Origin of the sequence: Enterobacter sp. DC4, assembly GCF_000568095.1 — a bacterium.
In the GTDB taxonomy this organism is placed as follows: Bacteria; Pseudomonadota; Gammaproteobacteria; order Enterobacterales; family Enterobacteriaceae; genus Enterobacter; species Enterobacter pseudoroggenkampii.
This window is the reverse complement of record NZ_AZUB01000004.1, coordinates 261,882-284,882: the sequence shown is the minus strand read 5'-3', so window position 1 is coordinate 284,882 and position 23,001 is coordinate 261,882. Positions and strand designations below refer to the sequence as shown.

Annotated in this window: 21 protein-coding genes and 1 tRNA gene; 16 read left to right on the top strand and 6 right to left on the bottom strand. The window is 56.3% G+C overall.

The window, feature by feature from the left end:
- Positions 1 to 7 precede the first annotated feature (7 nt).
- Together P349_RS10745 and P349_RS10750 are read left to right on the top strand one after the other, a co-directional pair.
- The gene (locus tag P349_RS10745) at positions 8 to 478 is read left to right on the top strand and encodes a hypothetical protein (RefSeq protein WP_032646647.1); all 471 of its coding nucleotides are present in this window, start codon (positions 8 to 10) and stop codon (positions 476 to 478) included.
- Positions 479 to 535: 57 nt separating this feature from the next.
- Positions 536 to 1,867, top strand: coding sequence for a VasL domain-containing protein (locus P349_RS10750; protein WP_032646644.1), 1,332 nt, complete (start codon positions 536 to 538; stop codon positions 1,865 to 1,867).
- A gap of 49 nt (positions 1,868 to 1,916) precedes the next feature.
- Here P349_RS10750 and P349_RS10755 read toward each other — a convergent pair.
- Positions 1,917 to 1,988: transfer RNA gene (locus tag P349_RS10755), tRNA-Arg, on the bottom strand.
- Between the two features lie 75 nt (positions 1,989 to 2,063).
- Entirely contained in the window at positions 2,064 to 2,993 is a 930-nt protein-coding gene (locus tag P349_RS10760; RefSeq protein ID WP_032646643.1) for a formate/nitrite transporter family protein, read from the bottom strand.
- Positions 2,994 to 3,309: 316 nt separating this feature from the next.
- On the opposite strand from P349_RS10760, the gene mlaA reads away from it, so the two are divergent.
- A complete protein-coding gene (gene mlaA, locus P349_RS10765) occupies positions 3,310 to 4,062 on the top strand; it encodes a phospholipid-binding lipoprotein MlaA (protein ID WP_024907657.1) in 753 nt (250 codons plus the stop codon).
- Between the two features lie 44 nt (positions 4,063 to 4,106).
- Here mlaA and fadL read toward each other — a convergent pair whose 3' ends face one another.
- Positions 4,107 to 5,390 (bottom strand): long-chain fatty acid transporter FadL, encoded by a 1,284-nt coding sequence (gene fadL, locus P349_RS10770; protein WP_032646642.1) that lies wholly within the window; start codon positions 5,388 to 5,390, stop codon positions 4,107 to 4,109.
- Between the two features lie 372 nt (positions 5,391 to 5,762).
- Between fadL and P349_RS10775 the strand changes: the two genes are divergently transcribed.
- The 4 genes from P349_RS10775 to sixA all read left to right on the top strand — a co-directional run bounded on the left by P349_RS10775 (position 5,763) and on the right by sixA (position 10,478).
- Positions 5,763 to 6,047 (top strand): YfcZ/YiiS family protein, encoded by a 285-nt coding sequence (locus tag P349_RS10775; RefSeq protein ID WP_024907659.1) that lies wholly within the window; start codon positions 5,763 to 5,765, stop codon positions 6,045 to 6,047.
- Between the two features lie 278 nt (positions 6,048 to 6,325).
- Positions 6,326 to 7,636, top strand: coding sequence for an acetyl-CoA C-acyltransferase FadI (gene fadI, locus P349_RS10780; protein WP_032646640.1), 1,311 nt, complete (start codon positions 6,326 to 6,328; stop codon positions 7,634 to 7,636).
- Entirely contained in the window at positions 7,636 to 9,783 is a 2,148-nt protein-coding gene (fadJ, locus tag P349_RS10785) for a fatty acid oxidation complex subunit alpha FadJ (RefSeq protein ID WP_032646639.1), read from the top strand. The genes fadI and fadJ overlap by 1 nt, the downstream gene beginning before the upstream one ends.
- 209 nt (positions 9,784 to 9,992) lie before the next feature.
- Complete coding sequence (gene sixA / locus P349_RS10790) at positions 9,993 to 10,478, top strand: phosphohistidine phosphatase SixA (protein ID WP_024907662.1); 486 nt, start codon at positions 9,993 to 9,995, stop codon at positions 10,476 to 10,478.
- 46 nt (positions 10,479 to 10,524) lie between these two features.
- Here the strand turns inward: sixA and smrB are convergent, their stop codons facing one another.
- On the bottom strand, positions 10,525 to 11,076 hold the full coding sequence (smrB, locus tag P349_RS10795) for an endonuclease SmrB (RefSeq protein ID WP_032646638.1): 552 nt from the start codon (positions 11,074 to 11,076) through the stop codon (positions 10,525 to 10,527).
- 145 nt (positions 11,077 to 11,221) lie between these two features.
- On the opposite strand from smrB, the gene prmB reads away from it, so the two are divergent.
- The 6 genes from prmB to P349_RS10825 are packed head-to-tail and all read left to right on the top strand — an operon-like array spanning position 11,222 to position 15,773.
- Complete coding sequence (gene prmB / locus P349_RS10800) at positions 11,222 to 12,154, top strand: 50S ribosomal protein L3 N(5)-glutamine methyltransferase (protein ID WP_025757143.1); 933 nt, start codon at positions 11,222 to 11,224, stop codon at positions 12,152 to 12,154.
- Between the two features lie 60 nt (positions 12,155 to 12,214).
- A complete protein-coding gene (gene aroC / locus P349_RS10805) occupies positions 12,215 to 13,300 on the top strand; it encodes a chorismate synthase (RefSeq protein ID WP_024908934.1) in 1,086 nt (361 codons plus the stop codon).
- A 2-nt stretch (positions 13,301 to 13,302) separates the two neighbouring features.
- Positions 13,303 to 14,127, top strand: coding sequence for a penicillin-insensitive murein endopeptidase (gene mepA, locus P349_RS10810; RefSeq protein ID WP_024908935.1), 825 nt, complete (start codon positions 13,303 to 13,305; stop codon positions 14,125 to 14,127).
- The gene (locus P349_RS10815; RefSeq protein ID WP_032646637.1) at positions 14,127 to 14,936 is read left to right on the top strand and encodes a sulfite exporter TauE/SafE family protein; all 810 of its coding nucleotides are present in this window, start codon (positions 14,127 to 14,129) and stop codon (positions 14,934 to 14,936) included. Before mepA ends, P349_RS10815 begins: the two co-directional genes overlap by 1 nt.
- Positions 14,936 to 15,481: an elongation factor P hydroxylase gene (locus P349_RS10820; protein WP_024908937.1), complete on the top strand. Its 546-nt coding sequence runs from the start codon at positions 14,936 to 14,938 to the stop codon at positions 15,479 to 15,481. The genes P349_RS10815 and P349_RS10820 overlap by 1 nt, the downstream gene beginning before the upstream one ends.
- A 13-nt stretch (positions 15,482 to 15,494) precedes the next feature.
- The gene (locus P349_RS10825; protein ID WP_032646635.1) at positions 15,495 to 15,773 is read left to right on the top strand and encodes a YfcL family protein; all 279 of its coding nucleotides are present in this window, start codon (positions 15,495 to 15,497) and stop codon (positions 15,771 to 15,773) included.
- Positions 15,774 to 15,830: 57 nt separating this feature from the next.
- On the opposite strand, the gene mnmC is transcribed toward P349_RS10825, so the two are convergent.
- On the bottom strand, positions 15,831 to 17,828 hold the full coding sequence (gene mnmC / locus P349_RS10830; RefSeq protein WP_032646633.1) for a bifunctional tRNA (5-methylaminomethyl-2-thiouridine)(34)-methyltransferase MnmD/FAD-dependent 5-carboxymethylaminomethyl-2-thiouridine(34) oxidoreductase MnmC: 1,998 nt from the start codon (positions 17,826 to 17,828) through the stop codon (positions 15,831 to 15,833).
- 158 nt (positions 17,829 to 17,986) lie between these two features.
- Between mnmC and fabB the strand changes: the two genes are divergently transcribed.
- Both fabB and P349_RS10840 read left to right on the top strand, forming a co-directional pair.
- A complete protein-coding gene (gene fabB, locus P349_RS10835) occupies positions 17,987 to 19,204 on the top strand; it encodes a beta-ketoacyl-ACP synthase I (protein ID WP_014832795.1) in 1,218 nt (405 codons plus the stop codon).
- A 208-nt stretch (positions 19,205 to 19,412) separates the two neighbouring features.
- Positions 19,413 to 20,591, top strand: a complete 1,179-nt coding sequence (locus tag P349_RS10840) for an MFS transporter (RefSeq protein WP_032646632.1) — start codon at positions 19,413 to 19,415, stop codon at positions 20,589 to 20,591.
- Positions 20,592 to 20,681: 90 nt separating this feature from the next.
- On the opposite strand, the gene flk is transcribed toward P349_RS10840, so the two are convergent.
- A complete protein-coding gene (gene flk, locus P349_RS10845; RefSeq protein WP_032646631.1) occupies positions 20,682 to 21,686 on the bottom strand; it encodes a flagella biosynthesis regulator Flk in 1,005 nt (334 codons plus the stop codon).
- A gap of 113 nt (positions 21,687 to 21,799) precedes the next feature.
- On the opposite strand from flk, the gene pdxB reads away from it, so the two are divergent.
- Entirely contained in the window at positions 21,800 to 22,936 is a 1,137-nt protein-coding gene (pdxB, locus tag P349_RS10850) for a 4-phosphoerythronate dehydrogenase PdxB (RefSeq protein ID WP_032646630.1), read from the top strand.
- Positions 22,937 to 23,001 lie beyond the last annotated feature (65 nt).

Here is a 23,001-nt window from a genome sequence, read left to right as displayed (position 1 = left end):
TAACATCATGTCCGTAAAATCACAGTTCCTGAAGAAGTTGCAGGCACGCCAACCTGCACCTGTTCCTGCCATCAGCAAGAGTCAGGCTGATATTGCAGAGTTTCGCCAGCGAATGGTCCAGCTTCAGGATCAAATGGACGCGTGGCTGACGGATACGGGACTGAAAGTGGAGCCACTGACCGTATCCGTTTCGGATCTGCTGGTGGAGGGCGGGGCTTTTGAGATTTCCGGTATCGTTTTGCGCTATCACAGCCGGGCGGTCAAATTTATGCCGATCTTTCTGTATGGGCTGGGCGTCGCAGGTTGTGTCGAGATAACTTTCTGCTCCGGGGACAAGGTGATTTCTCAAGGACGCCTGTTCATGCGGGTGGGGAACGTAAACGGTTGGTTCTTTACTCCCCCTGATACCTCATCCCGGTCAGGACAACTATTTGATGAAGGTATTTTTTACGGTCTGATTTTCGCGCTGCTGCCATAGCGATAACATTCATTCCTTATTAGTCATTAACCGACACGGATATGCAGGCCCTCCAGGATGACCACAAATATAACGTTAAAAACCGGCGGCGACCCGCGCACGCTGCCAGATTACGCCGCCCTCCGCGATGAACTCAGCAAGCTGACGCATCCTGCTCGCCCGGATGTAAACTGGCAATATGTCGAAAAACGCTGCCTCTCTTTGTTTGAACAAAACGGTGTGGAGTTGCAGACTGCGGCCTGGTTCACCCTTGCCCGGACTCACCTGTCTGGATTGGCTGGCCTGAACGAAGGGCTGGCGATTCTGGAGGCCCTGATTAGCCATCAGTGGGACGTTTTCTGGCCGAAGACGCTACATACTCGTCTGGAAATTCTTAGCGGCCTGAGCCAGCGCCTGCAGCAGCGCATGCGTATGCTTCCACTCAACAATAGCCATCTTAGTGAGCTTTATCGTGCTGAAGCGTTGCTTACCCGCCTGAGTGCGGTGCTCCAGCGCCTTGAGCTCAAACACCTTAGCCAGTTCGATACGTTACGAACGTTGATACGTTCAAATGCCGAACGGCTGGAAAACAGTAATGACGCATCAGATTTGAATGCGAGCATAATGCCCGGTCGCGAATTACCTCTGGAGAGGGCAGAACCGAGTGACGAAGTGAAATGGGTTTATGTTGTGCAGCCGGAAAATCAGCCGAATGCAGAGGATCGTGCGACAGTGCATGGGGCTGTCAGACCATGGAAACCCTTTGTCGCCGGGATGTGTTCTATGCTGGTGGTCAGCGTCGCCGTGGCGTGGGGAGGGGGCTTTCTGTCCAGACCCGATCCTTTAACGGCTCAGGCTATTGCCTCGCTGGCACCGTTACCTGAAGCGCTTACACCTGCTCAGCAAGACGCGTTAGCACAGCGAGGCACTTTCCCGTCCACGTTTATCACAGAAACGCAGCAGCAGCTTGCCCGACTGGATAAATTGCCTCCTGACTGGAATATTTCCTACAGCCTTCAGCTGTTAGCTCAACTCCAGACATTGCGGCCGGAGGAAGCAAAGCCGCTCGCCGTGCAGTGGCAGCAAAAATTTAGCGCGGCAGCGTTGCCTGTTGATGCCATGAACAGCTGGTATCAGGGAATGATGAAGCTTCAGCAACTGAGCCATCGGCTGAGTAGTCTGGATGAGCAAAAAGGAAAATATATCACGGTGAGTGAGCTTAAATCGGTGGTTTTTTCGACTATACAGTCATTTAACCAAACAATACCGGCTGAAGAACAACTCAGACGCCTGTCACAGCATCCAACAGGAGGTGTGCTTCCTGAAGCCGAAAAGACCCAGCTGGAGTTGCGTCTTAAACAGCTGGCAACGCGTTACGCTCAAATAAAACGGGATTCTTCTTCGCAGTGAATTCTGCGGTGGACAGACGAATGTGTTCAACAACGCGTGGAAGTCAAAGTGTCCCCTGCAGGAATCGAACCTGCAACTAGCCCTTAGGAGGGGCTCGTTATATCCATTTAACTAAGGGGACGAGGCGGCACGAGTATAGCCTTATTTACACTGTGCGTTAAGCGCATCGCCGCCTGACTGCTCAAAGAGTCACCATTCAGGTCGGTTTTTTTGTCGATTTATCATCATTTTCCCGTGCCTTAAGCTCGGCTTTGCGTTTGTTCGACATATCGTTACGGATTTGAGCATGGCTTAACAGCGCGAAGATAAACGTTCCGCCGCAGATGTTTCCTGCCAGCGTCGGAAGGGCGAACGGCCAGAAAAAATCGCTCCAGTGAAGTGTACCGTTGAAGACCAGATAGAGGATTTCAACGGTACCGACCACGATATGCGTGGTATCAGCCAGCGCAATCAGCCAGGTCATCAGTATGATCACCACAATTTTGGCGCTCCCCGCTGAAGGAAACATCCAGACCATTGTGGCGATGATCCAGCCGGAGATGATGGCATTCGAGAACATCTCCACCGGGGTGTTTTTCATCACATCCATGCCAATTTTCACAAACGCGTCCCGGGTGGGTTCATCAAAGATCGGCATGTGTTCAAACGCCCAGGCCGCGATGCCCGTGCCGATGATATTACCCAGCAGGACGACGCTCCACAGACGCATCAATAAACCGAAATTGCCGAGGGTGGGGTTTTGCATTACAGGCAGAACGGCGGTTACCGTGTTCTCGGTAAACAGCTGCTGGCGGGCCATGATGACAATAATAAAGCCGAAGGTATAGCCGAGATTCTCGAGTAAAAATCCGCCGGGTACACCCTCCAGCTGCACATGAAATATCCCTTTCGCAAGCAGAGATGCGCCCATTGAGAGCCCGGCAGCGATGGCTGACCAGAAGAGGGCCATCGCGTCGCGCTCCATCTCCTTTTCACCATCCTGGCGTATATGTTCGTGGATGGCCATCGCGCGGGAGGGGAGGCGATCTTCATCAATTTCTATCTTCTCGCCCCGCGCTTTCTCCTCGCTTTCAATTTCAAGTTCCTCACTGTTCTCGCCAATTTTTTCTTCGCCCACGTCTTTCATATTTGCTCCCGGAGGTTGATCTTTTTGTTAAGCGTAGCGGCTTTTATCGGAATGCCTGTGGGGATGCTCTTAAATTGGCGGCAATGGCAACAAAGGTGATACATCTCTTTCAAAAGACATTATAAAATTGCCAGCGAAACGAATTCCAAAAGCCAGGCTATGCTGAGATCAGAGTCACGGTGGTTACTGCCCGTAATTGTGCTCATAGACATCGGTAAACGTGCTGTTACAATCGCTTGCACGTTTACAGACGGAGCGTCAACGGCTCCGTTACGGATGGCAATCAACGATAGCCATACTGAACAGGGAGATATTTATGAAACTTCGGCTGTCGGCGCTTGCGCTGGGCGCGACGATGCTTGTGGGCTGCGCCAGCTCCGGTGAGCAAACGGGACGCTCCGATCCTCTCGAAGGATTTAACCGCTCAATGTATAGCTTCAACTACAACGTGCTGGACCCGTATGTGGTTCGCCCGGTGGCAGTAGCATGGCGCGATTATGTTCCACAGCCCGCGCGTAACGGATTAAGTAACTTTACCAGCAACCTCGAAGAGCCTGCGGTAATGGTGAACTATTTCCTGCAGGGCGATCCGTATCAGGGGATGGTGCACTTTACTCGCTTCTTCCTGAACTCCATTCTGGGGATGGGCGGCTTTATTGATGTCGCAGGTATGGCGAACCCGAAACTGCAGCGTGAACAGCCGCACCGTTTTGGTAGTACGCTGGGGCATTATGGCGTTGGTTACGGCCCTTACGTTCATCTGCCGTTCTATGGCAGCTTCACCGTGCGTGATGACGGCGGCGATATGGTCGATACGCTGTATCCGGTTCTGTCGTGGCTGACCTGGCCGCTTTCTGTGGGTAAATGGACGGTGGAAGGGATTGAAACCCGTGCGCAACTGCTCGACTCTGATGGTCTGCTGCGCCAGTCTTCTGACCCGTACATTATGGTGCGTGAAGCGTACTTCCAGAATCATGACTTTATCGCCAACGGCGGTAAGCTGAAGCCGGAAGAGAATCCAAACGCGAAGGCTATCGAAAACGAACTAAAAGATATCGATTCACAGTAAATAAAAAAGGTGAGCAATGCTCACCTTTTTTGATTCCAGTACGATTAGAACGCGTAGTTGAAGTTCGTACCGAACAGCCAGGCTTTACCTTCAGAGGTAAACTCGTAAGGGCCTTCCTGGAACGTCACTTTCTGACCGTGCATATAAGAAACGCCCGCATCGATGGATGCATTCTCGTTGAACGCATATGTCGCGCCTGCACTTAACCAGAAGCGGTCCTGATCCGGAATCGAAATGGAACGCTTGTCTGCCGGAACCGGGCTGTCGTCAAATGCGATACCGGAGCGGAAAGTCCAGTTTTTATCGTAGTAGTAGGTGGTACCCAGCGCAATACGATAGGCGTCGTGGAAGCTTTCGTCCTTATAGAACAGCGTTTGACCATTGGTTCCGGTCGCTTTCAGCTCCTGGAACTGGCTCCAGCTGGTATAGGCCAGGCTATAGTGAATAGCCCATTGTGGTGCAACGCGGTTGTAACCGGACACTTCCCACATTTCTGGCAAATGCAGCGACAGTGAACCTGGAACGGTCTGGTTTGACGTTCCCCAAGGAATGGTGGTACCTGCACCTGGAACCAGGTTGTTCACAGGCTTCAGGATGCCGCTCTTGTAATCGCCGTCGAAGTCAATTTTCACTTCGGAACGATAGGTCAGACCCCAGCGGTTGTTTTTATCCAGTTCGTACAGGATACCGGCATTCCAGCCATAGCCCCACTCATCACCTTCAAGGCTGGCAATTTTATTGCTGTTTTTTGGCAGGCGAGCAGTCTGTTCCCCGGAATAACGTTCGATTTTGGCATCGGCGTAGACGGCATCAAAGCCCAGGCCAAAACTCCAGTTATCGTTCAGGCGATACGCACCGCTCAGGTTGAGGTTCAGCGTGGTAAGGTCTGTTTTACCGCCGTATTCACCTGCCGGGTAGTTGTTATTGAACTCGGTAGCAAGGCCGTAGTTAGACGTTACGGATGCACCCCAGCCAAACTGTTCATTGATAGGCGCAACGAAGTGCAGGTTAGGGATCCATGCTGTTGGGGCAATATTGTCCGCTTTAAGACTCGCACCCGTATTAGGCGACTTACCGGAAATGTTTACATCAGGATCGATATAAACCGCACCAGCAGAGAAGGTCGGACGATCAAACATCATGATCAATGCAGGGTTACGACTCGCGTTACCTGCATCATCAGCAATAGCGCCTTCCCCGGAATATGCGCGGCCAAGGCCAGAGGAAGAAAATTCGTTTAACTGAAAGCCCGCTGACCATGCGGAAGTGGAGACGAGTGCCACTGCGACTGCCAGCGCAGTCTTGTTGAACAGGGTTTTCTGGCTCATGACCATAACCTCATTGAGTTATTTTTATTCAATAATTGTTACATACCGTAACAGGAGCGCGAAGTGTAGGGTCTGAGGTATGACAGACAAATCAGACCAGTGGCCAGAGTATAGGTCTGACCAGCCGGAATGTTGCAAGTTTGTTTATTAATATTTTCAAACATGTTTCGTGAAACGAGATCTGGTTGGCAAAATTGTGACCATCGAGACTCACCCAAAAGGGTGGTTTTTGTTTTAGATCATTTTTTAGTGTGATATTGGTCACTTATCCGATTTTGCGCCATTAACGGCTGGAGAGAGCCCGCGCCGGGGCGTAAAATAGCAGCATCGTGTTTATCTCGCGCGCTGCGCGAATACAGAGGAAATTGAGCTATGAGTAAATGCAGTGCTGATGAAACCCCGGTTTGCTGCTGTATGGATGTTGGAACCATCATGGACAACACCGATTGCACCGCCTCTTACAGCCGCGTATTCACCAACCGTGCCGAAGCGGAAGAGACCCTGACTGCGCTGAGCAAGCGTGCGCGTGACGTTGAATCCGATCCTTGTGAAATCAAGTCTACCTTTACCGAAGTGGAAGGTGGCGTGAAGCTGGACATCGACTTTGTCTTCGCCTGCGAAGCAGAAACGCTGATTTTCCAGCTGGGTCTGCGTTAATTTCTGCGGCCTGATGCCCTCACCCCGACCCTCTCCCACGGGAGAGGGCGCAAACATTAAAAACGGTAACCTACGGGTTACCGTTTTGCTTTTACCTTGCGCACCCGGCAACATACCGCACAAATGCCCCTGCCATGCAGGGGCATTTTCTTTTTCTTCTCTGTGTTTTAGCTCGCATTTTTTCGTTTCCCCGATTGGCTGAATGTAAAAAAATGGTTAAGACTATTATCAGGTCAGACCACTTTGCGTTTGCGAAAATTTTTTTACAGGGGAGTGTTATGAGTCAGGCATTACCGCTTATTACCCGTCAGGGCGATCGCATTGCCATCGTCAGTGGATTGCGCACGCCATTTGCGCGTCAGGCAACGGCGTTTCATGGCATACCGGCCGTCGACCTGGGGAAAATGGTAGTGGGGGAGATGCTGGCTCGCAGCGAAATTCCGCCTGAGGTCATCGAACAGCTGGTTTTCGGCCAGGTTGTGCAGATGCCTGAAGCCCCCAACATTGCGCGGGAAATCGTCCTCGGTACCGGGATGAACGTGCATACCGATGCCTATAGCGTCAGCCGCGCCTGCGCAACCAGTTTCCAGGCCGTGGCGAACGTCGCCGAAAGCCTGATGGCGGGGACTATCCGCGCCGGGATTGCGGGCGGGGCGGACTCCTCTTCGGTACTGCCGATTGGGGTCAGTAAAAAGCTGGCGCGTATCCTGGTCGATGCTAACAAAGCCCGTACGACGGGTCAGAAACTCAAACTCTTCTCGCGTTTACGTCTGCGCGATCTGATGCCCGTGCCACCTGCCGTAGCGGAATATTCCACCGGTCTGCGCATGGGCGATACCGCCGAGCAGATGGCGAAAACCTACGGCATTACCCGTGAACAGCAGGATGCGCTGGCGCATCGCTCGCATCAGCTTGCGGCAAAAGCCTGGTCGGAAGGCAAGCTGACCGACGAGGTCATGACCGCCTATATTCCCCCCTACCGGGAACCGCTTGCGGAAGATAACAATATTCGCGGCACCTCGACGTTGGCGGATTACGCCAAACTGCGCCCGGCGTTTGACCGCAAGCACGGCACGGTGACGGCGGCGAACAGTACGCCGCTGACGGACGGGGCCGCCGCCGTGATCCTGATGACCGAATCCCGAGCGAAGGAGCTGGGCATTACTCCCCTGGGCTATTTACGCAGCTACGCCTTCACCGCCATTGACGTCTGGCAGGACATGCTGTTAGGTCCGGCGTGGTCCACGCCGCTGGCGCTGGATCGCGCCGGGCTGACACTGGCCGATTTAACCCTGATTGATATGCACGAAGCATTTGCCGCGCAAACCCTGGCCAACGTCCAGCTGCTGGCAAGCGAGCGTTTCGCACGCGATGTGCTGGGCCGCTCCCATGCTACGGGTGAAGTGGATCAGAGCAAATTCAACGTGCTGGGCGGCTCTATCGCTTATGGTCATCCGTTTGCTGCCACCGGCGCGCGAATGATCACGCAAACATTACATGAACTTCGTCGCCGTGGCGGCGGGTTTGGCCTTGTTACCGCCTGTGCGGCGGGCGGCCTTGGTGCAGCAATGGTTCTGGAGGCTGAATAATGGATATGCCATCTGCATTTAATCTGACGGTTCGCCTCGATAACGTGGCCGTTATCACTATTGATGTGCCGGATGAAAAGATGAATACCCTGAAGGCTGAATTTGGTGTTCAGGTGCGCGCGATGCTAAAGCAGATCCGCGAGAACAAAGCCATTCGCGGCCTGGTGTTTATCTCTGCCAAGCCGGATAACTTTATCGCCGGGGCCGATATCAACATGATCGCCCGGGCGCAAAGCGCGCTGGAAGCCGAAGAGCTGGCGCGTCAGGGCCAGCAGGTCATGGCGGAGATAAACGGCCTGCCGATCCCGGTTATCGCCGCGATCCACGGTGCCTGTCTGGGCGGCGGGCTGGAGCTTGCGCTGGCGTGCCACAGCCGTATATGTACCGACGATCCGAAAACCATTCTGGGTCTGCCGGAAGTGCAGCTGGGCTTGCTGCCAGGCTCCGGCGGAACGCAACGACTGCCGCGCCTGGTGGGCGTCAGCAAGGCGCTGGAGATGATCTTAACCGGTAAACAGCTGCGTGCCCGTCAGGCGCTGAAAGCCGGTCTGGTCGATGACGTCGTGCCGCAGTCCATTTTGCTGGAGTCCGCCGTTGAGCTGGCGCTGAAAGGGCGTCAGGCAAAACGTCCTCTGCCGGTACGCGAGCGCGTGCTGGCAGGGCCACTGGGGAGAACGCTCCTGTTCAACATGGTGGGCAAAAAGACCGAACAAAAGACCAAAGGTAACTATCCGGCGGCAAAGCGGATCCTCGAGGTGATTGAGACCGGGCTGTCCCAGGGCAGCAGCAGCGGCTATGCCGCAGAGGCCAAAGCTTTTGGCGAACTGGCGATGACGCCGCAGTCACAGGCGCTGCGCAGCATCTTCTTCGCCAGCACGGACGTGAAAAAAGATCCCGGTAGCGAGGCGCAGCCCGCGCCGCTGCGTGCCATTGGCGTACTGGGTGGAGGACTCATGGGCGGCGGTATCGCTTTTGTTACCGCCAGCAAAGGCAAATTGCCTGTACGCATCAAAGACATTAATCCTAAGGGGATCAACCACGCGCTGCAGTACAGCTGGCAGAACCTTGATCAAAAGGTCAAGCGCCGCCATATCAAGGCAAGCGAGCGTGATAAAACCCTGGCGATGATCTCCGGCACAACGAATTACAGTGGTTTTGCGCACCGCGATCTGGTGATTGAAGCCGTGTTTGAGGATCTGGCGCTTAAGCAGCAGATGGTGGCAGACGTTGAGCAGCATTGCGCCGCGCATACCATTTTTGCCTCCAATACGTCGTCATTACCGATTGGCGATATCGCGGCGAAAGCCACGCGTCCGGAGCAGGTGATCGGGCTGCACTTCTTTAGTCCGGTGGAAAAAATGCCGCTTGTGGAAGTTATTCCACACGCAACCACCAGTCCGCAAACTATCGCCACGGTAGTCAAGCTGGCGAAGAAGCAGGGTAAAACGCCGATCGTGGTTGCAGATAAAGCCGGCTTCTACGTCAACCGCATTCTGGCGCCCTACATTAATGAAGCCATGCGGCTGCTGACGGAAGGCGAGAAGATCGAACATGTCGACGAGGCGCTGGTAAAGTTTGGTTTCCCCGTTGGCCCAATCCAACTTTTGGATGAGGTGGGAATAGACACCGGCACTAAAATTATACCTGTACTGGAGGCGGCTTATGGCGATCGTTTTAGCCCGCCTGCAAACATTGTTTCTGCAATTTTGAAGGACGATCGCAAAGGCAGAAAAAATGAACACGGTTTCTATCTTTACGGCGCGAAAGGGCGTAAAAGCAAGAAACAGGTCGACCCTTCGGTTTATGGGCTTATTTCGACCACTGGTCAGGGAAAACTGTCCGCCGTTCAGTGCGCTGAACGCTGCGTGATGATGATGCTCAATGAAGCGGCGCGCTGCTTTGGTGAACAGGTGATCAAGAGCGCGCGCGATGGCGACATCGGCGCGGTATTTGGCATTGGTTTCCCGCCGTTCCTTGGCGGCCCGTTCCGTTACATGGATACGCTCGGCGCGGGTGAAGTGGTTGCTATCCTGCAACGTCTGGCTTCGCAATATGGTCCACGGTTTACACCGTGTGACGAATTATTGCAGATGGCGGAACGGGGCCAGACATTTTGGCCTGCAAGGGAAACTGTCCTCGTAAGCTGAGGTCAAAGAAGGGTAAATCCTGAAGTGAATGAACCTGTTCTGGCGATTTTGTAAACAGAGATTGACTATACTTACGCCATTGAGGTAAAAAACAGCGTTTCATTCACCGAATGGATCAGGCACAATGCCCGACCATCGGGTTTTCTACCTCGCAGCATTTATCGCGGGTAGTTAACGCCGGTGATTCTGGTTAACAAAAGCGGTGCAATATGCAAGTTTTTATCATGCGTCACGGCGACGCGGCACTCGATGCCGCCAGTGACTCAGTACGTCCTTTGACCGTCTGTGGCTGCGACGAATCTCGTCTGATGGCGAACTGGCTTAACGGTCAAAAAGTGGACATCGAACGCGTTCTGGTGAGTCCGTTCCTGCGTGCAGAACAGACGCTGGACGTGGTAGGGGAGTGTATGAACCTGCCATCCAGTGTGGATGTTCTCCCTGAACTCACCCCGTGTGGTGATGTCGGCCTTGTCAGCGCCTATCTTCAGGCGCTGTGCAATGAAGGTGTCGCTTCCGCGCTGGTCATTTCCCACCTGCCACTGGTTGGCTATCTGGTATCTGAGCTGTGCCCTGGCGAGACCCCGCCGATGTTCACGACATCCGCCATTGCTAATGTTTCTCTCGACGAAACGGGCAAAGGTGTCTTCAACTGGCAAATGAGTCCGTGCAACCTGAAGATGGCAAAAGCCATCTGACGTGACGTGCGATATGGCGGGGGGCAATGTGCTTCCCGCCATTCTGTCAGGGCAACTCTGGCGGCTGCCACTCTTCCACTTCAATCAACACCAGCAACGCGGCATCTCCGCCGTACTCTTTTGGTGCCTGATGAAACGCCATCACGTGTGGATGCTGAGCCAGCCACAGCGGCGTTTGTTGCTTGAGGATATGTTTACCGTGGCCGTGCATCACGCAGGCGCAGAAAACATGTTCACGACGACAGGCTGCAATCAATGCCCCCAGCTCCTGTTTCGCCTGCATCTGCGTTAAACCGTGCAGATCAAGAAACAGCTCCGGCGAATAATCTCCGCGACGTAACTTTTTCAGCTCAAAATGGCTGACGTCTTCGCGTACGTATTTCACCGCACCCTGAGTATTGAGCAGTGGCTGAAATTCATCTGAAAAATAGTGGCTGTTATCCGCCTGCTCCTGCAGCAGACGTTTGACCGGTACTTCGCTGATTTTTTTACGCTGCGGGCGATGGACAATCGTGTCCTGCGTGATTTTACGCGTCCCGGTCATTAGCTGCCGGAAGAGCGCCTGATCCTCCTCGCTGAGCGATGTTTTCTTTTTCATTCGTCATTCTCATCTCGTATTTCCGACAGTGTACCCGACTAAACGCATTTTTTAACCTCAAGCGAGACGCGTCATTGCTGATTTATCGCCGTCTTCATGGCAAACTAGCCGCCGAAAATTATGCGAGCATGCCCTGGAGGAAAGAGTGGATAAAATTTTTGTCGATGAAGCAGTAAACGAGCTGCATACCATACAGGACATGTTGCGCTGGTCGGTTAGCCGCTTCAGCGCCGCCAATATCTGGTACGGTCATGGTACCGATAACCCGTGGGATGAGGCCGTGCAGCTGGTGTTGCCGTCCCTCTACCTGCCGCTGGATATCCCGGAAGACATGCGCACCGCGCGCCTGACCTCCAGCGAAAAACACCGCATCGTTGAGCGCGTGATCCGCCGCGTGAACGAACGTATTCCGGTCGCCTATCTGACCAATAAAGCCTGGTTCTGCGGCCACGAGTTCTATGTCGATGAACGCGTGCTGGTGCCGCGCTCGCCGATTGGTGAGCTGATCAACAACCACTTTGAAGGCTTGATCGGCCATCAGCCGCAGCACATTCTGGATATGTGTACCGGCAGCGGCTGTATCGCCATCGCCTGCGCTTATGCCTTCCCGGAAGCGGAAGTGGACGCCGTCGATATCTCCACCGACGCGCTGGCCGTGACCGAGCACAACATTGAAGAGCACGGTCTGATCCATCACGTCACGCCAATTCGCTCCGATCTGTTCCGCGATCTGCCGACGTTGCAGTACGATCTGATCGTCACTAACCCGCCGTACGTCGATGCGGAAGACATGTCCGATCTGCCGAGCGAATACCGTCACGAACCGGAGCTGGGTCTGGCGTCAGGATCTGACGGCCTGAAGCTGACCCGCCGCATTCTGGCCTGCGCGCCGGATTATCTGACCGACGACGGCGTTCTGATTTGTGAAGTGGGCAACAGCATGGTACATCTGATAGAGCAGTACCCGGATGTGCCGTTCACCTGGCTTGAGTTCGACAACGGCGGTGACGGTGTCTTTATGCTGACCAAAGCGCAGTTGCTCGACGCGCGCGAACACTTCAGCATCTATAAAGATTAATCCAGCGGGCTTCGGCCCGTTTCACAACGCTCAAACACAAACAACAACATCGGAGCCGTGATGGCAGGAAACAGTATTGGACAGTTATTCCGCGTGACCACCTTTGGCGAGTCGCACGGGCTGGCGCTGGGCTGTATCGTTGATGGCGTACCGCCAGGCATCGAACTGACCGAAGCCGATTTGCAGCACGACCTCGACCGTCGTCGTCCGGGCACCTCTCGCTACACCACGCAGCGTCGCGAGCCGGACCAGGTCAAAATTCTCTCTGGCGTCTTTGAAGGCCGCACTACAGGCACCAGCATTGGTCTGCTGATTGAAAACACCGATCAGCGCTCCCAGGACTACGGCGCCATCAAAGACGTGTTCCGTCCGGGCCATGCCGACTATACCTACGAACAAAAGTACGGTTTCCGCGACTATCGCGGCGGCGGGCGCTCTTCCGCGCGTGAAACCGCGATGCGCGTGGCGGCTGGCGCCATTGCCAAAAAATACCTGCAGCAGAAATTTGGTATCGTTATCCGCGGCTGTCTGACCCAGATGGGCGACATTCCGCTGGCGATCAAAGACTGGGATCTGGTCGAGCAAAACCCGTTCTTCTGTGCCGATGCCGACAAGCTGGACGCGCTGGACGAACTGATGCGCGGCCTGAAAAAAGAGGGCGACTCCATTGGGGCGAAAGTGACCGTCGTGGCCGACGGCGTCCCACCAGGCTGGGGCGAGCCGGTATTTGACCGTCTCGACGCCGACATCGCCCACGCGCTGATGAGTATCAACGCGGTGAAGGGCGTTGAGATTGGCGACGGTTTTGACGTGGTATCCCTGCGCGGCAGCCAGAACCGTGACGAGATCACGAAGGCGGGCTTCCAGAGCAACCACGCGGGCGGTATTCTGGGCGGTATCAGCAGCGGGCAGCAGATTATTGCCAACATCGCGTTGAAGCCAACCTCCAGCATTACCGTGCCGGGCCACACGATTAACCGCGATGGCGAAGAAGTTGAGATGATCACCAAAGGACGTCACGATCCGTGCGTGGGGATCCGCGCGGTGCCGATCGCAGAAGCGATGCTGGCGATCGTGCTGATGGATCACTTCCTGCGCCAGCGCGCGCAGAATGCGGACGTGACGACCACCATTCCACGCTGGTAAACATGAAAAAAACCGCAATTGCTCTGCTGGCGCTGCTGGCCAGTGGAGCCAGTCTGGCCGCAACGCCATGGCAAAAAATCACCCACCCGGTGGCGGGGAGCGCGCAGTCCATTGGCGCCTTTTCCAACGGCTGTATCGTCGGTGCCCAGGAGCTTCCTCTCCAGTCTGATACCTATCAGGTGATGCGCACCGATCAGCGGCGTTATTTCGGCCACCCGGATCTGGTGCTGTTCATCCAGCGTCTGGGAAATCAGGTGCATAACCTGGGGCTGGGCACGATGCTGATTGGCGATATGGGGATGCCTGCCGGGGGTCGCTTTAACGGTGGACACGCCAGTCACCAGACCGGACTGGATGTCGATATCTTCCTGCAGCTGCCGAAAACCCGCTGGACCTCCGCCCAACTGCTGAAGCCGCAGGCGCTGGATCTGGTGGCGAGCGACGGCAAGCGCGTTGTGCCGTCCCTGTGGACGCGGGACGTATCCAGCATGATCAAGCTGGCCGCGGAAGATAACGACGTCACGCGGATTTTCGTCAACCCGGCCATCAAGCAGCAGCTCTGCCTGGATGCCGGAACCGATCGCGACTGGCTGCGCAAAGTGCGCCCGTGGTTCCAGCATCGTGCGCACATGCACGTTCGTCTGCGCTGCCCGGCGAATAGCCTGGAATGTGAAGATCAGCCGCTACCGCCGCCAGGCGATGGCTGCGGTGCGGAACTGCAAAGCTGGTTTGAACCGGCAAAACCTGGAACCTCTAAGCCTGAGAAGAAGACACCGCCTCCGTTGCCGCCTTCCTGCCAGGCGCTACTGGATGAGCATGTACTTTAATGGATAATTTCGTCGATCTGTTTATGGTGTCACCGCTGCTGCTGGTGGTGCTGTTCTTCGTGGCCATGCTGGCCGGTTTTATTGATGCCCTTGCGGGCGGTGGCGGGTTATTAACCGTACCCGCGCTGCTGGCGGCGGGCATGAGCCCGGCGCAGGCGCTTGCCACGAACAAGCTGCAGGCCTGCGGCGGCTCGCTCTCGGCGTCTCTCTATTTTATCCGCCGCAAGGTGGTGAGCCTGGCCGACCAGAAGCTCAATATCCTGATGACCTTTATCGGCTCCATGTCGGGCGCGCTGCTGGTTCAGCACGTGCAGTCGGATATTTTGCGGCAGATCCTGCCGGTTCTGGTCATCTGCATCGGTCTCTACTTCCTGCTGATGCCAAAGCTCGGCGAGGAAGACCGCCAGCGTCGTCTGCACGGCCTGCCGTTTGCCCTGATTGCCGGGGGCTGCGTCGGCTTTTACGACGGATTCTTCGGCCCGGGGGCAGGCTCGTTTTACGCGCTGGCGTTCGTGACGCTGGCCGGGTTTAACCTCGCCAAATCGACCGCTCATGCCAAAGTGCTCAACGCGACCTCGAACCTCGGCGGTCTGCTGCTGTTTATCATTGGCGGCAAGGTCATCTGGGCAACCGGATTCGTCATGATGGCAGGGCAGTTCCTGGGCGCACGCGCGGGTTCGCGTCTGGTGTTAAGCAAAGGACAAAAACTTATTCGCCCGATGATTGTCATCGTCTCGGCCGTAATGAGCGCCAAACTTCTTTATGACAGCCATGGACAGGAGATCCTCACCTGGTTGGGGATGAATTAATGAACAGTACGCATCACTACGAACAGCTGATTGAGATTTTCGACGGCTGTTTTGCTGACGATTTTAATACCCGTCTGATTAAAGGCGACGACGAACCGATCTATCTTCCTGCTGATGCAGAGGTTCCGTATAACCGTATCGTGTTTGCGCACGGCTTTTACGCCAGCGGTCTTCACGAGATTTCGCACTGGTGCATTGCGGGGAAAGCGCGGCGCGAGCTGGTGGATTTCGGTTACTGGTACTGCCCGGACGGACGTGATGCCGCCACCCAGGGGCAGTTTGAGGATGTGGAAGTGAAGCCGCAGGCGCTGGAATGGCTATTCTGCGTCGCGGCGGGTTTCCCGTTCAACGTGAGCTGTGACAACCTTGAAGGCGACTTCGAGCCAGACCGTATCGTCTTCCAGCGCCGCGTTCATGCGCAGGTGATGGAATATCTTGAGAAAGGCATCCCGGAACGTCCGGCGCGCCTGATCGAGGCCTTACAGAATTATTACCACACGCCGGCGATCGCGGCGGAATGCTTCCCTTGGCCGGAAGATCTTTAACAGAGGAAAGAAGATGATCGCAGAATTTGAATCACGCATTCTGGCGTTAATTGATGACATGGTGGAACACGCCAGTGATGATGAGCTGTTCGCCAGCGGTTATCTGCGTGGTCACCTGACGCTCGCGGTAGCTGAGCTGGAAGCGGGTGACGATCACTCTGCCGACGCTGTTCACGCTGAAGTCACTCGCAGCCTGGAAAAAGCCATTCTGGCCGGGGAGCTCTCTCCGCGCGACCAGTCACTGGTGCTGGGTATGTGGGACAATTTGTTCCGGCAGGCGAAAGCGAAGTAAGTGTTTCACCACCCTCTCCCTGTGGGAGAGGGACGGGTGAGGGCACCAGGCCGCCCCCTACTTAACCTTCTTCCCCTTCAGCAGTTTCCGTACCCACAAGCGATTCGGATTCAGCCCCGCAAGCGTAACACTGTCCAGCGGAACCGGCTCGTCGCTCATTTGCGCGGCCAACACTTCTGCCAGCAGCGGGGCAGAGCACAACCCGCGAGACCCTAATCCACCGAGCATATACAGCTCCGGATAAACCGGCGCGCTTACCGCTTTATCCCGGTTATCAGCAAGGTCCTGATAGGCCTCAAGCGTTGCCTCATAGTCCGGCACATTTCCCGCCATCGGCAGATGATCGCGGGTGGCACAGCGAACGCCGCAGCGCGCTTCCCCTTCGCTGACGTCAACCTCTTGCGCCCATGCCGCATCCGGGAAACAGTCAATCAGGCGCTGGCGGTTTTGCGCCTGATCCGCATCGCTGTAGCGCATATCCGTTTCGCCACGATGATAGCTGGCCCCGATGCAGTGATGGCCGTTAGACGGATTTTGCGGCGTCAGATAGCCGTCATAGCACAGCACCTGACGCAGTTTGCTCAGTTCGGGGGAGGACGGAATGTGGCTTACCTGGCCGCCGACCGGATAAACCGGCAACGTTTCTGTCTGGATAAACTGGTTGATGTTATGCCCGTTTGCCAGCACAACGCTGGCATGGCTTACCGCTTTGCCATCCGCAAAACGCAGATTCCAGCGCTCGCTTCGGCTCAGCGATTCAACGGTGTGAGCATAATGTGCCTTCAGCCCGCGCGACTGCGCCAGGGAAATGACCGCCGCGGTCAGTTCAGCCGGACACAGCCAGCCGCCGAGCGGATACTGAATGCCCCCACAGCCGGTTTCCACGCCAGCGGTGGCTGCCACCTCCTGCGCGCTTACCGCGCGGGCAATCTCGTCAGGCAGGCCCAGCGACAGCATCTGCGTGATTTTTTGCTGGCTCTTTTCATCCCAGCCGAGCTGCGTCACGCCGCACCAGTCATGATCGAACGCTACCGGCAGGGCGTCGTAGAGGCGACGAGCAAAGGTAAACGCCGCCGGGAAAAACCGGAACAGGGCCGGGTCGTGCGCGCTTAAAAGCGGATAGAGCGCCCCCTGGCGGTTGCCGGACGCGCCGCTGGCGGGCACATCGTCAGCACAGTAGAGCGTGACCTGCCAGCCACGGTGGAGAAGCGCGAGAGACAGCAGGGCGCTGGCGATCCCTCCGCCGACTATCGCCACCTCACGTGATGCACTGGCGCGGCGTGCAAACCAGGGCGCCTGAGCGGGAACGTCCAGCGTCTGCTCCATCCTTCCGACCAGCATGTCGCGCTTGCGGCCAAAGCCTTTGGTCTTCTGCATGGTAAAGCCCGCCTCCTGCAGCCCGCGGCGGACAAAGCCCGCCGAGGTGAAGGTGGCAAGCGTTGCGCCAGGGCGCGCCAGCCGCGCCATCGCGCTAAAGAGGTGCTGGCTCCACATGTCCGGGTTTTTGGCGGGGGCAAAGCCGTCCAGGAACCACGCGTCCACCGTCTGATTCATCGAATCATCGAGCGTATCGGTCAGGTCATTGATGTCGCCAAGCCATAAATCCAGCGTCACGCGTCCGCCGTCCAGAATCAGACGGTGGCAGCCGCCGATGTGAGGCGGCCACTGCGCCTGAAGCTGCTCCGCCCAGGCTGCAAGCTCTGGCCAGCGCTGATGAGCGAGCCGCAGATCGTGCGCGGTGAGCGGGAATTTTTCGAAACTGATGAAATGTAATCTTTGTAGCGTAGCCTCAGGGTGTGCAGCGTGAAACTGGTTAAACGCCTGCCAGAGGGTTAAAAAATTCAGCCCGGTGCCGAACCCACTTTCCGCGACCACAAACAGGCTCCGCGGATGCTCCGGGAAGCGGGTGCTGAGCTGGTTCCCATCGAGGAAAACATAGCGAGTTTCTTCGAGCCCGTTATCATTAGAAAAATAGACGTCATCAAAATCTCGGGAAACAGGTGTACCCTCAGCGTTGAATTCGAGGTTGGCGGGTTGTATAGCGTTTTGTTTCACGTAAGTTACTCGTCTGACAGGCAGTGGCACGATCTTAACGATGTGAGTCCATCGGTGCAAATTTCCGCAGAAAATGTCTGATCGGACTTGTTCGGCGTACAAGTGTACGCTATTGTGCGACTCGAAACTTACTATAGTGCGACTTACAGAGGTATTGAATGAAACGTGCAGTGATTACTGGCCTGGGCATTGTTTCCAGCATCGGTAATAACCAGCAGGAAGTCCTGGCATCTCTGCGTGAAGGACGCTCCGGGATCACTTTCTCTGAAGAGTTTAAAGATTCAGGTATGCGTAGCCACGTATGGGGTAACGTCAAACTGGACACCACCGGTTTGATTGACCGCAAAGTGGTTCGTTTCATGAACGATGCCTCTATTTATGCTTATCTCTCCATGCAGGAAGCGATCAAAGATTCTGGCCTGAGCGAAGAGGTTTATCAGAACAACCCGCGCGTGGGTCTGATCGCCGGTTCCGGCGGTTCATCTAAAGCGCAGGTATTCGGTGCTGACGCAATGCGTAGCCCGCGTGGTCTGAAAGCGGTAGGTCCGTACGTGGTCACCAAAGCCATGGGTTCTGCGGTTTCCGCGTGCCTGGCGACCCCATTCAAAATCCACGGTGTGAACTACTCCATCAGCTCCGCGTGTGCGACTTCCGCGCACTGCATTGGTAACGCTGTTGAGCAGATCCAGCTGGGTAAACAGGACATCGTATTTGCTGGCGGCGGCGAAGAGCTGGGCTGGGAAATGGCCTGTGAATTCGACGCGATGGGCGCACTGTCCACCAAGTACAATGAGACCCCGGACAAAGCCTCCCGTACCTATGATGCGCACCGTGACGGTTTCGTTATCGCGGGCGGCGGCGGTATGGTTGTGGTTGAAGAACTGGAGCACGCACTGGCGCGTGGCGCGCACATCTACGCTGAAATCGTGGGCTATGGTGCAACGTCTGACGGCGCCGACATGGTTGCGCCATCCGGCGAAGGCGCGGTGCGCTGCATGAAGATGGCGATGCACGGCGTTGACACCCCAATCGACTACCTGAACTCTCACGGTACCTCTACGCCGGTAGGCGACGTGAAAGAGCTGGGTGCGATCCGCGAAGTCTTCGGCGACAACAGCCCGGCGATCTCCGCGACCAAAGCCATGACCGGTCACTCTCTGGGTGCGGCTGGCGTTCAGGAAGCGATCTACTCGCTGCTGATGCTGGAAAACGGCTTTATCGCCCCAAGTATCAATATCGAAGAGATGGACGAGCAGGCTGCTGGCCTGAACATCGTGACCAAACCAACGGAAGCGACGCTGACTACCGTCATGTCCAACAGCTTCGGTTTCGGCGGTACCAACGCCACGCTGGTCATGCGTAAGCTGAAAGCATAAGTTTTATGTTTGATTCAGAAGGGGAGCCATAAGGCTCCCCTTTTTTATGCATTGACAAGCAGCTGATCTCACAGGCAAACTTCACCCCTCAACATTATCCTCACGATAATGCGTAAGCGTTTAACGTCAACCAACGCACCTTAATCCTGATAATCAGGTAGAGGGGGCGTGGCATTTCCCCGCCTTACTCTTCATTTCGGAGTAAAGCATGACTGCAGTAACTCAAACAGAAACAACCCCTTCAGCGAACGTCTCGCTGTTCCGTATCGCCTTTGCGGTATTCCTGACCTATATGACCGTTGGCCTGCCGCTGCCGGTGATCCCGCTGTTCGTTCATCAGGAGCTGGGCTATGGCAACACCATGGTCGGTATTGCCGTGGGCATTCAGTTTTTAGCCACGGTCTTAACCCGCGGTTACGCCGGACGGCTGGCGGATCAGCACGGTGCTAAACGCTCGGCGCTGCAGGGGATGTTTGCCTGCGGGCTGGCTGGCGGCGCCTGGCTGCTGGCGGCTCTCCTGCCGGTAGACGCTGCGTATAAATTTGCGCTGCTGGTGCTGGGCCGTTTAATTCTTGGCTTCGGTGAAAGCCAACTGCTGACCGGCACCCTGACCTGGGGAATGGGGCTGGTGGGGCCAGCACGTTCCGGCAAGGTGATGTCCTGGAACGGCATGGCCATCTACGGCGCGCTGGCCGCCGGTGCACCGCTTGGCCTGCTGATCAACAGCCAGTTCGGGTTTGCGGCGCTGGCTGCAACGACCATGGCGCTGCCGCTTGTGGCATGGGCGTTTAACGGCTCGGTGCGTAAGGTACCTGCGCACAAAGGCGAGCGTCCTTCCCTGTGGAGCGTGGTCGGCCAAATCTGGCAGCCGGGCCTGGGCCTGGCGCTGCAGGGCGTGGGTTTTGCGGTAATAGGGACGTTTGTATCGCTCTATTTTATGAGCCGCGGCTGGGCGATGGCCGGTTTTACGCTTACTGCCTTTGGCGGCGCGTTTGTGCTGATGCGCGTGCTTTTTGGCTGGATGCCGGATCGCTTTGGCGGCGTGAAGGTGGCGGTGGCATCGCTGGTCATTGAAGCTATCGGTCTTCTGCTGTTGTGGAATGCTCCCGTGGCATCCGTGGCCCTGCTGGGTGCTGCGCTGACCGGCTGCGGCTGTTCTCTGATCTTCCCGGCGCTGGGCGTTGAAGTGGTGAAGCGCGTGGCCCCGCAGGTGCGCGGGACGGCGCTCGGCGGCTATGCGGCGTTTCAGGATATCTCATACGGCGTTACCGGACCGCTGGCCGGGGTGTTAGCGACCTCGTTTGGCTATCCGTCCGTCTTTCTGGCCGGTGCGGTTTCTGCGGTGGTGGGGATCGTGGTGACGCTGGTGGCGTTTCGCAGGCGTTGAGCCGTTGTTGCCGGGTGACGGCTGTGCCTTACCCGGCCTACGATTCGAGCCGTTGTAGGCCCGGTAAGCGCAGCGCCACCGGGCAAAACCTCAGGCAACCAGCCAGAAAATCGCCAGGGCAATCAGCAGTGCAATAAACATCAATCCCGGACGTGCAGAGAGCGTTCTGAATGTCTCGACGACCGGCGCAAACAGCGGGCTGTAGATCGGCTGAACGTTTCTCACCTCCGGCACGCCGCCTTCACGTTCGGCGCGACGAACGAAGATTTGATTGAGCAGATCCTGCACCTGCGCGGTGGTCAGCACCGTCTGCGGCGTGGCCTGCCAGTTTTGCTGGGCGTAATCCCGAATCACGTCGAACTCGTGCGGCTCAAGCGGCTGTTTCAGCGCGGCCTGGACAGTATGCAGGGTAGGGGCATTCTGGGTGCTGAGCGTCTGGCGCGCCTGGAGCCAGGTCACCAGATGAGTAAACTGTTTGGCCGGGATCAGTTCACCCGCCTTCACGCCGGACAACTCCAGCATGGATTGCCAGATAAGCTTCGTCGGTTCGCCGGTGGCCGCAGCCAGCTTTGTCACCATCTGCTTGAGCGTGTTGTGCTCGGCGGGCAGCAGCGGACGCTCGGTCGACGGGCGCACCTGAGGCTGCGGAATAGACAGCTCGTTGTTCTGCAGCAGGGTCAGCACGGTTTTGAGCTGGTCCGGCGTCAGCTGCCCTAGCGCGGTCTGACCATACTGCTGGCGAATAAAATCACTCACCGCCTGGCGGTTATTACCCTGGCCCAGCAATTCCGTCAGCTGAGCAACAATCTGGCGCGTGGTGTGGTTCTGCTGCGCGGTCGTAATACGCTGGTTCAGATTTTGCTCGGCAGCAGGGAAATGACGCGACTGCAGCGGTGCGTCGTTCCTCACGCCTAAATCATGCTTTACCCCGGCCCAGACTTCCGCATTTTGCTGTGAAGTCAGCGCAATCAGGCGCGTGATCAGTCGCTCCAGCACGGTGCGCTGCTGCGTGGATAGCGGTTGTTCACCGGCAACGTTTGGCGTGACGGGGCCTTCACCCGGAGGGCGTGGCGGCGTACCTGAAATGGGCTGCATCGTCAAAAATCCTTAAAGTCAAAACTCAGCGTAAACCAGGTATACGTATATGCCTGGCGGCCAGATTATGGCACACTTGGCAGGTTTTCTTCCTCTCAAACAGGTACTCAGACGTGAAAATCCTCGTTGATGAAAATATGCCTTATGCCCGTGAGCTGTTTAGCCGCCTGGGTAACGTTAAGGCTGTCCCTGGTCGCCCGATCCCGGTCAACGAACTGGATGACGCAGACGCGCTGATGGTGCGCTCGGTGACCAAAGTAAATGAGGCGTTGCTCGCCGGTAAAGCGATTAAATTTGTCGGAACCGCAACGGCAGGGACCGATCATGTGGATGATAAGTGGCTGAAGCAGGCTGGAATCGGTTTTTCCGCCGCGCCGGGCTGTAACGCCATTGCCGTTGTGGAATACGTTTTCTCCTCGCTGCTGATGCTGGCCGAGCGCGACGGGTTTGCGCTGAAGGACCGCACCGTGGGGATTGTTGGCGTGGGTAACGTCGGCGGACGCCTGCAAAAGCGTCTTGAAGCGTTAGGGATCCGCACGCTGCTGTGCGATCCGCCGCGCAAAGACAACGGTGATGACGGGGATTTCCGCTCGCTGGACGAGCTGGTCGAACAGTGCGACGTGCTGACTTTCCACACGCCGCTGTTTAAAGAGGGGCCGTATAAGTCGCTGCATCTTGCTGACGAGGCGCTGATCCGTCGGCTGAAGGCTGGCACTATTCTGATAAATGCCTGCCGTGGCCCTGTGGTCGATAACGCTGCGCTGCTGACATGTCTGAATGAAGGACAAGACCTCAGCGTGGTGCTGGACGTCTGGGAGCCGGAGCCGGATCTCAACGTTGAGTTGCTTAACAAGGTAGACGTGGGCACAGCGCATATCGCCGGTTATACCCTCGAGGGGAAAGCGCGCGGCACGACGCAGGTCTTCGAGGCCTACAGCGCTTTTATCGGCCATCCGCAGCAGGTAGCGCTGGATACCTTACTCCCGGCGCCTGAATTTGGCCGCATTACCCTGCATGGTCCGCTCGATCAGGCAACGCTGAAAAGGCTGGTGCATTTGGTGTATGATGTGCGCCGCGATGATGCGCTGCTGCGTAAAGTGGCGGGGATCCCGGGTGAGTTTGATAAGCTGCGCAAGAACTATGTTGAGCGCCGCGAGTGGTCTTCCCTGTATGTGATGTGCGACGACGCGTCGGCGGCGACGCTGCTGCATAAGCTGGGGTTTAACGCCGTTCATCATCCGGCACGTTAATGTCTTCTTAATGCTCCCTGTCGGATACTCCGACAGGGACGTTTTTTTATTTCTGGAGTAAACCA

Bases quoted from the DNA above. Each gene is read 5' to 3' on its own strand.
- sixA (WP_024907662.1), top strand. From the start codon at position 9,993: ATGCAAGTTTTTATCATGCGTCACGGCGACGCGGCACTCGATGCCGCC.
- flk (WP_032646631.1), bottom strand. From the start codon at position 21,686: ATGCAGCCCATTTCAGGTACGCCGCCACGCCCTCCGGGTGAAGGCCCC.
- P349_RS10745 (WP_032646647.1), top strand. From the start codon at position 8: ATGTCCGTAAAATCACAGTTCCTGAAGAAGTTGCAGGCACGCCAACCT.
- P349_RS10825 (WP_032646635.1), top strand. From the start codon at position 15,495: ATGATCGCAGAATTTGAATCACGCATTCTGGCGTTAATTGATGACATG.
- mlaA (WP_024907657.1), top strand. From the start codon at position 3,310: ATGAAACTTCGGCTGTCGGCGCTTGCGCTGGGCGCGACGATGCTTGTG.
- fadI (WP_032646640.1), top strand. From the start codon at position 6,326: ATGAGTCAGGCATTACCGCTTATTACCCGTCAGGGCGATCGCATTGCC.
- P349_RS10820 (WP_024908937.1), top strand. From the start codon at position 14,936: ATGAACAGTACGCATCACTACGAACAGCTGATTGAGATTTTCGACGGC.
- P349_RS10815 (WP_032646637.1), top strand. From the start codon at position 14,127: ATGGATAATTTCGTCGATCTGTTTATGGTGTCACCGCTGCTGCTGGTG.
- fabB (WP_014832795.1), top strand. From the start codon at position 17,987: ATGAAACGTGCAGTGATTACTGGCCTGGGCATTGTTTCCAGCATCGGT.
- mepA (WP_024908935.1), top strand. From the start codon at position 13,303: ATGAAAAAAACCGCAATTGCTCTGCTGGCGCTGCTGGCCAGTGGAGCC.
- smrB (WP_032646638.1), bottom strand. From the start codon at position 11,076: ATGAAAAAGAAAACATCGCTCAGCGAGGAGGATCAGGCGCTCTTCCGG.
- fadJ (WP_032646639.1), top strand. From the start codon at position 7,636: ATGGATATGCCATCTGCATTTAATCTGACGGTTCGCCTCGATAACGTG.
- P349_RS10840 (WP_032646632.1), top strand. From the start codon at position 19,413: ATGACTGCAGTAACTCAAACAGAAACAACCCCTTCAGCGAACGTCTCG.
- P349_RS10775 (WP_024907659.1), top strand. From the start codon at position 5,763: ATGAGTAAATGCAGTGCTGATGAAACCCCGGTTTGCTGCTGTATGGAT.
- P349_RS10760 (WP_032646643.1), bottom strand. From the start codon at position 2,993: ATGAAAGACGTGGGCGAAGAAAAAATTGGCGAGAACAGTGAGGAACTT.
- fadL (WP_032646642.1), bottom strand. From the start codon at position 5,390: ATGAGCCAGAAAACCCTGTTCAACAAGACTGCGCTGGCAGTCGCAGTG.
- aroC (WP_024908934.1), top strand. From the start codon at position 12,215: ATGGCAGGAAACAGTATTGGACAGTTATTCCGCGTGACCACCTTTGGC.
- P349_RS10750 (WP_032646644.1), top strand. From the start codon at position 536: ATGACCACAAATATAACGTTAAAAACCGGCGGCGACCCGCGCACGCTG.